We start from the raw sequence: 13,519 nt of genomic DNA on the forward strand, positions 1-13,519 counted from the left end.
TTATCTAAAGTTAATTAATATTTTAAACTGCATAATTAAAAATATCATGGCCACAATTAGTGACAAATATATAAATTTATATGCTGATTTTCTGTCATATTTTGCACTAAAATAGCTTGCATAATACATACAAAATAGCAATGCCATATTTAATACCCCGTAAATCATCTGGGTAAATGCAAATTGTTTGTCCGTCCCCATTTTTATTGGGTAGAAATTCGCATCAAAGTTTAAGGGCATACTATTAGGTATCATATGTTTTAAATATAATATAAATGGATTCAAGGTTAAAATTAACGTTAATATACTAACTATCATTAAAGGTATAATGAAATGCTTGTCTTTATGAAGGTTATAGCTATTATTTACTTTATATTTCCACTCTACTCTATTTACATTGTGATTTACTAGTGCTCCCTCAAATTTTTCATAATCTACAGGAGATACTGCATAATTCATATGCTGCGTTTTCAGATAAAAAACATTTTTATTATCTGTAACAAACATTCTAGATATGCCAATTTTATCAATAACAAATCTCCCCATAGCAAAGTTGCTAGCGGCTATACCATTAAGCTTAATCCCTTTAATTGTTCCACTTGACATAGTATATCCTTCAATTTCATTTAAGGGTATAATTACTTTTTTTAACGACCCAATAGCATAAATAGCAAAATTTTTGTCATCAATAGTGCATTTAAGTGATGAGTAAAGCAACATGAAGTATATTTGATATATATTTAATGACACTAATATAAGCTTTAACAGGCTAGCTACAATGTATGAATCGGTAAATTTTAATAATATTAAGATTAATATATTATATAGTGCAGTCATGAGTATAATATACCCTAGTCCGCGTCCTCCCTTAGATATATAACTATCCATTAAATCACCTTCTTAAGCTACATTATATCATATTTAAATCCATCTTGTAAATATTTACCCATAATTTTACATAAAGAAAAAAACACCTTAAATAAGGTGTTTAATCTAAATAATCTTTTAATTTTTTACTTCTACTTGGGTGTCTTAACTTACGTAGTGCTTTGGCTTCAATTTGCCTTATTCTCTCGCGAGTTACGTTAAATTCTTTTCCAACTTCCTCAAGAGTCCTTGCGCGTCCATCATCTAGTCCAAATCTTAATCTTAATACTTTTTCTTCCCTAGGAGTTAGGGTATCTAAAACATTGATTAATTGCTCTTTAAGCATTGTAAATGCTGCAGCTTCTGCCGGTGCTAGTGCATCATCATCTGGAATAAAATCACCTAAATGACTATCCTCTTCTTCGCCTATAGGTGTCTCAAGAGATACTGGTTCCTGTGCAATTTTCATTATTTCTCTAACTTTTGCCACAGGCATTTCCATTTTTTCAGCAACTTCATCTGGTTGAGGTTCCCGACCAAGTTCTTGAAGGAGTTGCCTTGAAACTCTAATAAGCTTATTTATAGTTTCAACCATATGCACAGGTATCCTTATTGTTCTCGCTTGGTCAGCTATGGCTCTAGTTATTGCTTGCCTAATCCACCAAGTAGCATAGGTACTAAACTTAAATCCTTTTCTATAGTCATATTTTTCTACAGCTTTTATTAACCCTAAATTACCTTCTTGAATAAGATCTAGGAATAGCATTCCCCGTCCAACATATCTCTTAGCTATACTAACCACTAGTCTTAAATTAGCCTCTGCTAGTCTTTTCTTCGCAACCAGATCGCCTTCTTCATTTCTTTTAGCAAGTTCAATTTCCTCAGCTGATGATAATAATGAAACTTTTCCAATTTCTTTTAAATACATTCTAACTGGGTCATCTATAGATATACCTTCAGGTATGCTAACATCAAGTTCTTCAGTTTCTGGTTCACTTTCAGCTTGAGCACCAGTACTAGGCGCCACTTCATTCATATCCCCAACAACATCTATTTCCATTGATTCTAAAACTTCATAAACCTTTTCTATTTGTTCTGGGCTTAGATCTATTTCATAAAGTTCATCCATTACTTCTTTATAAGTTAAGGATCCTTTTTTCTTACCTTTTTCAATAAGTTTCTTGACTATAGTCATTTTTGAGCTTTTATCCTTCATCATATTACCTCCTTTCTAAATACTATAATTGTTTTATATCTTTTTGCACGTCTATAAGTTTTTGGGCAAGTTTTATAGATTCTTCTAACAAACCTTTTGATTCATATTTTTTGATTTTATTCATAATTTCTTTTTTCGACTCCTCTAACTTGAATTTTTTTAGTTCTTTTATGCAGTCATTTATAAGTTTTTTATGATACTCTTCATCGCCATCAAATTCAATTTCCATAGTATTTATCCATTCTTTTGTACATTCTATATCATTACATCTAAACTCGATGTTTTTAATTTTTTCATCTTTTGCTAAATTTTTATATTCAACAATTAATTTATATATAATTTTATGACTTTCAAGTACTAATTGATCTATGGACAGGGTTTCTGTAATATAATCACAATTTTCCCCGCTTATAAACATGAACTTCAATAAATTTCTTTCAGCCTTAATATAAGCTGGTTCTAAATATAATTTTTGTCCAAAATCCTGTTGTATATTCATTTTTTGAGTTTTTTTTGAATTTTTGTCAATTTCTTCTCTTAATAAGTCATATATTGCTTGTTCTTTGATGCCTGTTTGTTCAGAAATCTTTTTTATATGAACATCTTTTTCAACAGGATCTAAATCTACAATAATTTCAGTTACCTTTTTAACATACTGTATTAGCATTTCACTATTCGAAAAATTTATTCCGTCACTTGCTCTTTTAATTCTATAATCTATTATAGGAAGAGCATCATCCACCAGTTTCTGAAAAGCCTGCTGTCCATTGTTTTTTATATATTCATCAGGATCCTTACCCTTTGGTACTATTAGCACTCTCAGATCAAAGCCTTCATTCCTTAATGTCTCTAGTCCCTTTAGTGTCGCTGCTTGACCTGCAAAATCAGCGTCATAGGAAATAATGACTTTATCTACATACTTTTTTAATAATTTTGCTTGATTAATAGTAAGTGCCGTACCAAGGGATGCAACGACATTTGAAAAACCATATTGATGAAGTGAAATACAATCCATATATCCCTCTACAATTATAATTGTTCGAGATTTATTATTTTTGATTACAAAATTCAATCCATAAAGATTATATCCTTTATGAAATAAGGTAGTCTCAGGTGAATTTAAATACTTTGGTTTTGAATCGTCTAAAACTCTTCCTCCAAATCCAATGACCTTCCCCTTATAATCAAACACAGGAAACATTATTCTATTTCTAAATCTATCATAATATGAACCTTTAGGACTTTTAATAATTAATCCTATATTTAGTAAATCGAGTTCAGAGTAACCTTTCTTTTTTAGGTATAATAACAAGCCATCCCATTTATCAATGGAAAACCCTAAACCAAATTTCTTCATAGTAGTTTCAGAGATTCCTCGGTTTACAAAATATGCTCCAGCTTTCTTATCCTTTCTTAAATTGTCATAAAAATACCTAGCAGCTTCTACATTAATATTGTACATTTTATTATATATGTCCTTTTGTACATTGTTTTCCTCATTGTCTATTTCTATACTAATGTTGGCTCGTTCAGCAAGGAGCCTTGCAGCATCAGGAAAAGTTACATTCCTCTCCTTCATAATATAACTAATTACATTCCCAGCTTCACCACACCCAAAACATTTATAAATTTGTTTGTCTTGAGATACAGTAAAAGAAGGACTCTTCTCATTATGAAAAGGACAAAGTCCAATGTAATTTCTTCCAGTTCTTTTAAGTTTAACACTTTCAGATATTACATCCACAATATCATTTTGTTCCTTTATTTTTCGGATGACATCTTCAGCAATCAATAATTTACTACCACCTTACTTATATAAATTCACAACGTATTCCTATTCGACAAAAAAGTGTATTATCCTTCTTTATATCCACTTTTTTTAATAATAATTATGCTTGCATATTATATATTCTTTATAAATTACAAATTTCCTTCAATATTTCTATTTTTTTATTTTTTTATTTTTAAATTCAGAATAAGTTCACTCTTATGGAAGTATTTACTGCTTTATTCTAATATTTTAATAAATAACAACTTTAGGGAGGTACAAATTATTAAAGAGCATTAAACAATAATCATCACTCATACCAGAAATATAATCTGCTACTCCTATATCTAATCCTTCCTCCTGAACTATACACTTGTAAAAGTCTGGCATTGCCTGTGGGTTGTTATAGTAGTATGTAAATACTTGCGTTACAACAAATTGAGCTTTTTGTCTTTCTTCCTTTAATATTTCTCCTTTATATATATTTTCAAACATAAAATTTCTTAAACCACCCAATGCACCTGATACGACTTCACTAAGTGATACCTCTATCTTATCCCTATCTAAGTTATTTAATGTATTAAAAATACAATCTCTAACTAAGGTATCTATTCGCTTGCCATGATTTGTGCCTAAAACTTCTAGGGCAGTCCTTGGTAACATTGACTCTTTTAATAATCCTGCTCTTATGGAATCATCTATATCATGATTAACATATGCGATTTTGTCGCTATACCTAACAACCTGACCTTCTAGTGTTTCAGCCTTTCCACTCTTTCTAGAAAAGCCACTATGATTGAGAATTCCATCTAGTACTTCCACGCTTAAATTAAGTCCAGCACCTAATTTTTCAATTTTTGTAAGCACTCTAATGCTATTTTCGTTGTGCCTAAACCCTCCTGGCAAAATATCATTAAGCACCTCTTCCCCATTATGAGCAAAGGGTACATGCCCTATATCATGCCCTAGCGCTATAGCTTCTATTAGATCTTCATTTAAACCTATACCTTTACCTATAGTTTTAGCTATTTGTGCAACCTCCAGGGTATGTGTAAGTCTTGTTCTATAGTGATCACTACTAGCCTTTATATATACTTGAGTTTTATGCTGCAGTCTCCTAAATGATTTACTATGTATTATCCTATCTCTATCTACCATATAGCAGGTTCTTACATCATCTAGCTCTTCTGATATTTTTCGTCCTTTTGAGTTTATAGATAAGGCCCCATAGGTCATAATTATATTACTTTCATTGGTTTCTATTCTTTGGCGAATGTTCATAAATTCCCTCCTGAACCGAAAACTATTTCTATAATTGCTTATATTATTTTTTTATACACCTTACTTAGTATTCTACAAATTAAATTAATTTCCCTTTTTTAATATTAAACGTATATTATATAAATTTTATTAATATCCTAATAATGTAATAATTTTTTAGGAGTGATATGATGCCCTCCACAGCTAAAAACATAAATAACATAGATTTATTATCTGAAGAAAACGTAAAAAAATACATCCTCCCTCAATATAACTTAACTAATGCTGATATATCGCAAATTAAATTTAAAGATACTGATAAACAAAGAGCTGTATATAAAGTGCAATACTTCGATGAATGCTATTGTTTAAAAAAAGTTTATTACAGCGTAAAGGATTTATTATTTGTATATTCAGCTATAGAATGGTTATATAGAAATGGTATCCATGTACCTCGAATCCTTAAGACAAAAACCAATAGCAGATATATAAACTACAATAATATGCTATTCATACTTACTCCCTGGGTAGATGGTATTAAATGTGACTACGATAATATAGATCATATACTAGCCTGTAGTAGCAATCTTGCAAATATGCATAAAGTAAGTATTAATTTCACCCCTATATGTGGTAGCAACATAAAGGAAGGCTACGGGACCTTAGGCACTTCAATGTATAAGCACTATGAAAGCCTTCTTAATTTCTCTAATTTAGCTTATAAATATGATGATGCTTTTTCGAGACTATATCTTGAGCATTTTGATTCGAGTAATAAGCTGGCTCAATGTTCTACCCACATTGCTTATGGTATGAACCAGGATAATCTTACAAAATCATTGTGTCATCTTGACTATGTTAATAAAAATATTATATTTGATACTAATAATGAAATATGGGTAATAGATTTTGATAAATGTAGAAATGATTATTGCGCCCATGATATTTCCTACTGTTTAAGGCGACTTCTAAAAAGAGACAGCACAAAATGGGATTTAGAGCTCGCAATAAGCTTTTTAGAATTATATGATAAAATTCTAACTTTAACCTTGGATGATTATAAATATATTCTTGTATATTTAGCCTTTCCCCAAAGGTATTGGAAAATATCAAGAGATTATTATGGTAATATTAATAAATGCAATAAAAAAGCTTTCTTAAATCTACTAAATAATTCAACTAACAAAAATGAATATCAATTAGATTTTGCTTTCGGGCTTAAAGCTTATATGGAAAATAAATTTAAAACAATTTTATAATTTATTCATAAGTAAAAAGCCACTGCAAAGCAGCGGCTTTTTGAGATAAATCTATTAACTACATCTTGGTGAAGACACTATTTTTTTCTTGGGTTATTTACTTCAGCTTGTGCAGCTATCATAAAAGACCAACCACTATATTTTACTATTATGGAACACTCTTGTAGCCATTGATATTATTAACTACTCCAATTTGTTAAAATCATTGCTATTCTTCTACAAGGTTTGTTTTAATATATTCAACAGCATTGTTACCTGCCATTCTACCACTATTTACAGCAAATCCTAGAGAATTGCCTGGTAAAACAAATACGTAGTCAGGGTTACAAATTGAATTTGCATCAGTTCCTGCGGCATATAATCCTGAAATAACTTTAAAATCATCGGTTACTACTTCTGTCATATCATTAATCTTAATTCCACCCAAACTTCCATATGCACTTGGTGCAAATTTTAAAGCGTAGAATTTCGAACCATCAATAGGAATCATATATTTATGATTTTTGCCAAAGTCCTTGTCTCCTGTTTTGCATGCTTCGTTGTAACTTTCCAACGTGGCTTTTAATCCCTCTTTATCAATACTTGTTTTTTTAGCCAATTCTTCAATTGAATCAGCAATAAATAAAACGTCACTTCCGTTTTTAATTGCTTCTTCCATTTCGTGATTAAAGTATGACATATCCATAGAAGATGTTACCACATTAATTAAATCTAAGCCATTCTCTTCATATTTTTTAATTAATTTATCATCAATAATTGAGAATGCAACACGGTTTTTCTGACGTGAAATAGCATTTACTGAAAATACTGGATTCTCAACAACTTCTTCATTGTAAAACCGTTTTCCATCTAAATTAACGAAAACATTAGGCTGACGGAAAGGCAGTTCTATTGGTGCATACCCTCCTGTATTTGGAGCAAAGAATACAAGTTCCATGTCCATATAATCTTTAGCTGCACCTGCATCCCATGCCATTTGAATTCCATCTCCAGTTAATCCTGGGATACGATATGAGAATAAGTCTTTTCCCCATTCATATGCAGTGTATTTCTTAATGAACTCTGGGCTATCTCCAAAACCACCTGTAGAAATAATAACTGCTCCAGCATAAACTTCTAATTCACCATCTTTATCATTAGCTGTTACACCAATAACTTCTCCCTCTTCTTTAATAAGACCCTTTACAGGTGTCTCTAATAATATTTTAACACCTAATTCGTCTGCTCTTTCTGTCATTGCTTTAATCATTGTAGCAGCTGCACGGAGTCCTGGATTTCCAGTTTTAGGCTTAACAATATGCCAAGTTGCTTCTGAGCCTGGAAAATATTTTGATGGTAATGCGAATTCCACGCCCATTTCCTGTAACCATTCAATTGTATCTGCTGACTGATCAATATATTTCTTAACTAATTTTGCATCTGATCTCCAGTGTGTATAGTCCATAAATTTTTCGAATGCTTCTTCTCTTGTAAGACCAATTAATCTTTCTTTTTGAAGTTTTGTTTCAACCCCAAGCAATCCCATTGCCATATTGGCACATCCACCTGTAGAATTGGCTTTTTCAAGCATCATTACCTGTGCACCATTTTCAGCTGCAGTAATTGCCGCTGCAAGTCCTGATGCTCCTCCTCCAATTACAACCACGTCTGTCTCAAATTCTCTCATGTTAATTTCCTCCTTTTATGTTATAAGTATTTATATTTATATTATTCACTTTTTCTACGTCTTTTGCGAGCCATCAATCCACCGCCATTTTCTATCTGCTTCTCAAAGCTTCCCACTGCAATCGGTTCAGATGGAACCTTAAGTACTACTGCTCCTGCTTTTTGAATTGCGAATGCTTCACATACTGTTACGCAATCTCCACATCTGTCACAAAGAGATGACCCAATCACATGAATTAAATCTTTGCCACCAGCAATTACTTTTTTAGGACACTTGTCTACACATTTACCACAGCCGTTACATTTTTCTGGTGCAACATAGTAACTGAAAAACTTCTTACATACTAAAGTATCGCATCTTTTTCTTTTTATATGTTTTTCAAATTGTTCCTGCTCATCTTCTATTATCTTTTTAGTGATTTTTCCAACTTCTTTACCATAATTACAGCAGGAACCTATGATTAAATCCTCTGACACTTCGGTTATAACTTCGATATCTCCATTGCGTCCAGTACCTTGGGTAATTCCTTCTGCCATTACATTAATCTGCAATATCCCCTCTCTGCAGATTACACATTCTCCACAGCTTGTACGTCTTATACTATCAGTAAATGCTCTCATCTTGTCAACAGGACATAGATTTTCTGCCTCTTGATTATATGCCTGAGTTACAAAATCCTTGATTTCTTCCACAGATGTTTGTTTCCATAATTTTCTTTCACGTAATGTCATACTTTTTCACCTCCTTTTATTTAACCTTGTACTGAGCCCATAATTTTGGTCTTGTAATCTGTGTACGCAAATCACACTGCAAGCATCTGTTTGCTTCCCTACAAGCTGAAGATTCACTTAAACAATGATTTACCTCTTTGAAGTTTTGAATACGGCTTTCAATAGCTTCACATCCATTTTTTTCTCTTTCAAGATATAAAAATTTTTCATCTTTACCAATGTATGGATCAAGCACAACATCTTCTGTTAATTTATCCTCAATTATTCCATCTCCACCCAATGCAACATCTATAGCAGACGCTGCTCTACGTCCAGCTGCAATTGCTCTAATTACAGAATTGGTTCCATATACTACATCGCCAACCGCAAACATATCACTGTCACTTATCTTCATTTCATCTTCAGTTACAATTGAATTGCCCCGTCCAGTAGGAACATTCCATCCTTCTGGTATTTCTGGTCTTTGTCCTATAGCAAAGATAACTGTATCTGCTGGTATAACATATTCTGAATCCGGTGCTATTTGAAGCTGCAATCTTTTATTTTCATCAAAACTAAATGATTCTACCTCCTGACACTTCACTCCTGACGCAGTAGTCCCGTCATTTTCAATATCCATAAATGTTCTGGAATTAAGGATTGTAATTCCTTCTTCTGTTCCTTCTTCTATTTCATCAGCACTTGCAGTCATATCCTCTCTGCTTTCAAGACAAGCAATTGTGACATCTTTTGCGCCTAATCGTTTTGCTACTCTTGCACAGTCAAATGCTACATTACCGCCGCCTAGAACTACTACTTTTTCTCCTAGGGGTACTGGCTTTTGAAGTGAAACTTTCTTTAGAAAATCTATATTTTCATAAACATTTTCACAATTAGCTCCGTCGATTGCTAAACGTATACCTTTTCCAGCGCCAATTGCTATTAAAATTTTGTCAAAGCCTTTAGCTTTTAAATCCTCAAGTGAAGACACATATGCATTAGTTACTATTTTAACTCCAATACTTTCTATCTCTGCGATTTCTGCCTTAACTGCTTTTCTTGGAAGACGATATTCTGGAATACCAGTTAATAACATTCCTCCAGCTACTGATGATTTTTCAAACACTGTAACCTCATGTCCGCATTTTGCAAGATTATATGCTGCTGTTAAACCTGCAGGTCCGCTACCTACAACTGCAACTCTTTTATTTGTTTTAGATTTAAAAGTAACTTTATCACGCCATAATCCCTGATCATGTTCAGCTGCAAATTTCTTTAATTCCCTGATTGATAAGGAATTATTGATTTCTTTTCTCCTACATGCATTTTCACAAAAGGCCATGCAAACATATCCCAATGAGTGAGGGAATGGTGCTTTTTCACGAATAACTGCAATAGCAGCCTGGTATTTTTCTTCTTTAATATATCTAATATATTTGGGAACATCAATATTTGCTGGGCATTCTGCCTTACATGGAACAAGACCAAGTTCACGATTGAAATTCTGTTTAAATACTCCCTCTTTATCCTGCAATGCTCCTGTAGGACAGACTTCTACGCAAGCTCCACAAAAACGGCAATTCTCTTTTGTTAGAGAATTGTGATTGCGAATGTCAACCATGATTCTATCATCTTCTGTCACTTCGTAATCTAGAACGTTGACCCCTCTAACTTCTTTACAAACTCGTACACAACGTCCACAGGACACACACCTATTCATGTCTCGTACAATAAGTGGGTTACATGTATTCACTGGTACACTATTTAATGTTCTTTTCAAACGAGAGGTACTTACTCCCAAGTATTGAATCAATGACTGTAATTCACATTTTAAATATTTCGAGCAAGTAGTACAATCATCAACATGATTAGCCAACATTAATTCCATTGATAGCCTTCTCATTGCATTTAACTTCTCTGTTTTTGTATGTATTACTATTCCATCTTCTACCTTAGTAGTACAAGCTGTCTTGATTTCGTCACATCCTTCTATTTCTACAACGCACAATCTACATGCGCCAATATCTGGCAAATCTGGATGATGACATAAATGAGGAATATACATGTCTGCTTCCAACGCTGCATTCAAAACGCTTTTATCTGATTCTACTTCTAAAGTATAGCCGTCAATTGTAATCGATACCATTTTCATTATTTACACTCCATTCCCATAATCTTTTCACTAAGTTATTTTATCTGCTTCCCTTAGGGAAGAATTAATACCTTTTTAAATATTTCTTCAACCCACTTGACTATTTTTTAACTATTAATTTATAATACAACTATAATCTTTGCCCTAAGGGCAAGGTCAATAGGGAAGTGTTAAAAAAATGACAAAATTATATTCTATCGGTGAAGTGTCTCGCATTTTGAATATACCACCAAAAGCATTGCGCCATTATGATGAGATAAATTTAATAAAACCTTCTTATATAGACGTAGATACAAGATATCGCTATTACAACTATGAGCAATTTTTTATCATTGATATCATCCGCTATTTAAACAAAATACTTTATGTTCCATTAGGAGATGTAAAAAAATTAATAGATGAGAATAAAGAAAATGACAAATTATTAACTCTTTTAGAGTCGCATAAAGAACAATTGGATAAAAAAATAGCCGAACTTAAATACTCTAAAAGAATCACAGATGGTTTGATAGCTGATATTAAATATCGAGAGAAGTATCCAGAAAAAAATGAAATATATGAACAGTATCTCATGAATCGTAATTTTTATTATATCAAACTAGATATTTCCATTTATGATATAGATAAGTACGTAAATCGAAATACTATTGATACCATCAATATAGATAATAGTGAGAACAACGTAATGTGTTCTATTTATTCCTTATCTAAATATGAAAAAACACAAAAGCTTCAGGTAAAAGGGTTTGGTATATTTTCCGACAAAAAAATCCCTGGATTAAAATCAAAAATCCTCCCTGAAGGCCGTTACATTACCAAACGGTTCCTTTATTCCGAAGAAAATTGTTCAGCCGCTCTGCGTGATTTGCTAAGATATGCACATACCACTAATATAAAACTTGATGATACAGTTTATTTAGTATCAAAAATGATCAACGTATCTGCTTCTTCAAAATACGATTATTACATGGACTTACAAATAATGCATCTTATATAAATCAATTGAACGAAAACCATAAGATACTTAATATGAAAAATGTTTTTTCACTGTTAACAGTTTAGGCTATTACAGTATTCCACAGAAATACATAGGAAATAACTATACTGTTATTGCATATTTATTACAAGTACGAAGTAATATTTAATTATATAAATAATACAACATATCATTTTGTATAAAAAACAGGGTATTGGAACTTAAAATTAAGTTCCAATACCCTATTCTTTTTATAGTGATAGCCTCAAATACCCATTATATAAAACTTTTTAAGCTATGCTTACACTATTTTTTTCTTGGATTATTTACTTCAGCTTGTGCTAGTGCAACCATAATAGACCAACCTCTATTTTTCACTATTATGGAACACTTCATGTAATTCAATACAAATCTAAAATTTTCCTTTCTAAATTATATATGCACTTTTTGTTTCGATTATGTTCTATGATAGTGTTGAATAAGAGATTATATTGAAGAGCTTGACCATCCCTTTTGTCATCTGCTTATTTGCAAGTTGCTGTTTTCTTCCATTCCCTTATGATATCGTACCTTCTAATATGGTGGCTCAGATTGATTTTTTACTTATATGTTAAAATTTAAGACATTGGCCATGACCAGTAGCCACAAATTTAGGATTTAATTGCGCTAAAGTCTGCTGAAGCTGTGCTCTTTGCTGAGGGTGCGGTACTTGCTGTGGTGTAATATTCTCTATTTCTGTTTGCCAATTACCTTCTATTACTGTACTGTGTGCATTTCCAAAGCGGAATACTAAATCACTGCTGAAGAATATTCCACGCTTGTTTTCCATGAGCAATAATCCTTCCCAAAGATGCATTTCAGATGGGTAATTGATGAATTCAAGCTCATAGCTATTAGAAATCAGTTTTTCTCCTGGTCTTTTAATTATTATATCATTTGTAATACCAAAGCCGCTTAGCTGTCTTGCTGTAACTTCCGAACAGATTGGCTTGACTTCAGGAAAATGCTTTAATATTAGTGACAGACCTCCACATTCATCTGATTCGAAGTGTGAAATAAAAATATACCTTAGTGTTCTACCAGCAAGAACATCTTTCAGCTGAGGAACCAAAGCTTCCGCCTGCTGTACACTGCCTGTATGAACCAATATAGATTCATCAGCTAATAAAAGATACTGATGAAAAGTAAGATCTATAGGTGGTACGTAAGAACTAAATTGATGTAAATCTTCATAAATACTTGACATTTATTTACCTCCTCCTGATAATTAGAATACAAATTTAAAATTTATTATTATTTTGTACAAATAATACATAGGTATTGATAACGTATATAGTTTTATTCTTCAACAACAGGAATCAAAAAAGCGCTAACATACAGATTTCTATCTGAGCGTAAAGCATGCATTTCTCCCGCAGGAACAATAAAAGCTTTACCTATTGTCAATTCCACTTCTCTATCCTCCAGCACACCAAAACCGTCACCTTTGATGCAGTAGAAAATTTCATCATGCTTTGGATGTTTGTGCAAAGCTACCTTCTTATCCGCAGGAATGTGATATACATTAGTTACAATGGATTTCTTAATGTTTTCTAAATTCATTTTTATTTCTCCTTTAATTGAAATTTTGATTTTAAAAATGATA

11 protein-coding genes are annotated in these 13,519 nt (G+C 32.2%); 2 read left to right on the plus strand and 9 right to left on the minus strand.

The window, feature by feature from the left end; translation table 11 throughout:
- The 4 genes from G9F72_RS17595 to G9F72_RS17610 all read right to left on the minus strand — a co-directional run bounded on the left by G9F72_RS17595 (position 1) and on the right by G9F72_RS17610 (position 5,132).
- A complete protein-coding gene (locus G9F72_RS17595) occupies positions 1-888 on the minus strand; it encodes a PH domain-containing protein (protein WP_164955926.1) in 888 nt (295 codons plus the stop codon).
- A gap of 100 nt (positions 889-988) precedes the next feature.
- Positions 989-2,083: an RNA polymerase sigma factor RpoD gene (gene rpoD, locus G9F72_RS17600; protein WP_164955927.1), complete on the minus strand. Its 1,095-nt coding sequence runs from the start codon at positions 2,081-2,083 to the stop codon at positions 989-991.
- A 22-nt stretch (positions 2,084-2,105) separates the two neighbouring features.
- Positions 2,106-3,875 carry a DNA primase gene (dnaG, locus tag G9F72_RS17605; protein ID WP_164955928.1) on the minus strand — a complete coding sequence of 590 codons (1,770 nt, stop codon included), beginning with the start codon at positions 3,873-3,875 and terminating at the stop codon, positions 2,106-2,108.
- A 228-nt stretch (positions 3,876-4,103) separates the two neighbouring features.
- A complete protein-coding gene (locus tag G9F72_RS17610; protein ID WP_164955929.1) occupies positions 4,104-5,132 on the minus strand; it encodes a deoxyguanosinetriphosphate triphosphohydrolase in 1,029 nt (342 codons plus the stop codon).
- A 170-nt stretch (positions 5,133-5,302) separates the two neighbouring features.
- Here G9F72_RS17610 and G9F72_RS17615 point away from each other — a divergent pair, with 170 nt between their 5' ends.
- The gene (locus G9F72_RS17615; protein WP_164955930.1) at positions 5,303-6,370 is read left to right on the plus strand and encodes a CotS family spore coat protein; all 1,068 of its coding nucleotides are present in this window, start codon (positions 5,303-5,305) and stop codon (positions 6,368-6,370) included.
- A 208-nt stretch (positions 6,371-6,578) separates the two neighbouring features.
- On the opposite strand, the gene G9F72_RS17620 is transcribed toward G9F72_RS17615, so the two are convergent.
- Genes G9F72_RS17620 through G9F72_RS17630 form a run of 3 tightly spaced genes read right to left on the minus strand, consistent with a single transcriptional unit; the run spans position 6,579 to position 10,898 of the window.
- Entirely contained in the window at positions 6,579-8,036 is a 1,458-nt protein-coding gene (locus G9F72_RS17620) for an FAD-dependent oxidoreductase (protein WP_164955931.1), read from the minus strand.
- A 41-nt stretch (positions 8,037-8,077) separates the two neighbouring features.
- Positions 8,078-8,767: an NADH-ubiquinone oxidoreductase-F iron-sulfur binding region domain-containing protein gene (locus G9F72_RS17625; protein WP_164955932.1), complete on the minus strand. Its 690-nt coding sequence runs from the start codon at positions 8,765-8,767 to the stop codon at positions 8,078-8,080.
- 16 nt (positions 8,768-8,783) lie between these two features.
- Positions 8,784-10,898, minus strand: coding sequence for an FAD-dependent oxidoreductase (locus G9F72_RS17630; protein WP_164955933.1), 2,115 nt, complete (start codon positions 10,896-10,898; stop codon positions 8,784-8,786).
- A gap of 178 nt (positions 10,899-11,076) precedes the next feature.
- Between G9F72_RS17630 and G9F72_RS17635 the strand changes: the two genes are divergently transcribed.
- The gene (locus G9F72_RS17635; RefSeq protein ID WP_164955934.1) at positions 11,077-11,895 is read left to right on the plus strand and encodes a MerR family transcriptional regulator; all 819 of its coding nucleotides are present in this window, start codon (positions 11,077-11,079) and stop codon (positions 11,893-11,895) included.
- Between the two features lie 589 nt (positions 11,896-12,484).
- Here the strand turns inward: G9F72_RS17635 and G9F72_RS17640 are convergent.
- Positions 12,485-13,120 (minus strand): MBL fold metallo-hydrolase, encoded by a 636-nt coding sequence (locus tag G9F72_RS17640; protein WP_164955935.1) that lies wholly within the window; start codon positions 13,118-13,120, stop codon positions 12,485-12,487.
- 92 nt (positions 13,121-13,212) lie between these two features.
- Entirely contained in the window at positions 13,213-13,476 is a 264-nt protein-coding gene (locus G9F72_RS17645) for a cupin domain-containing protein (protein ID WP_164955936.1), read from the minus strand.
- Positions 13,477-13,519 lie beyond the last annotated feature (43 nt).

Source organism: Clostridium estertheticum, assembly GCF_011065935.2.
In the GTDB taxonomy this organism is placed as follows: domain Bacteria; phylum Bacillota; class Clostridia; order Clostridiales; family Clostridiaceae; genus Clostridium_AD; species Clostridium_AD estertheticum_A.

Coding starts and splice junctions, on each gene's coding strand:
- G9F72_RS17610 (WP_164955929.1), bottom strand. CDS start 5,132: ATGAACATTCGCCAAAGAATAGAAACCAATGAAAGTAATATAATTATG.
- G9F72_RS17630 (WP_164955933.1), bottom strand. CDS start 10,898: ATGAAAATGGTATCGATTACAATTGACGGCTATACTTTAGAAGTAGAA.
- G9F72_RS17595 (WP_164955926.1), bottom strand. CDS start 888: ATGGATAGTTATATATCTAAGGGAGGACGCGGACTAGGGTATATTATA.
- G9F72_RS17645 (WP_164955936.1), bottom strand. CDS start 13,476: ATGAATTTAGAAAACATTAAGAAATCCATTGTAACTAATGTATATCAC.
- G9F72_RS17615 (WP_164955930.1), top strand. CDS start 5,303: ATGCCCTCCACAGCTAAAAACATAAATAACATAGATTTATTATCTGAA.
- G9F72_RS17640 (WP_164955935.1), bottom strand. CDS start 13,120: ATGTCAAGTATTTATGAAGATTTACATCAATTTAGTTCTTACGTACCA.
- G9F72_RS17635 (WP_164955934.1), top strand. CDS start 11,077: ATGACAAAATTATATTCTATCGGTGAAGTGTCTCGCATTTTGAATATA.
- G9F72_RS17625 (WP_164955932.1), bottom strand. CDS start 8,767: ATGACATTACGTGAAAGAAAATTATGGAAACAAACATCTGTGGAAGAA.
- rpoD (WP_164955927.1), bottom strand. CDS start 2,083: ATGAAGGATAAAAGCTCAAAAATGACTATAGTCAAGAAACTTATTGAA.
- G9F72_RS17620 (WP_164955931.1), bottom strand. CDS start 8,036: ATGAGAGAATTTGAGACAGACGTGGTTGTAATTGGAGGAGGAGCATCA.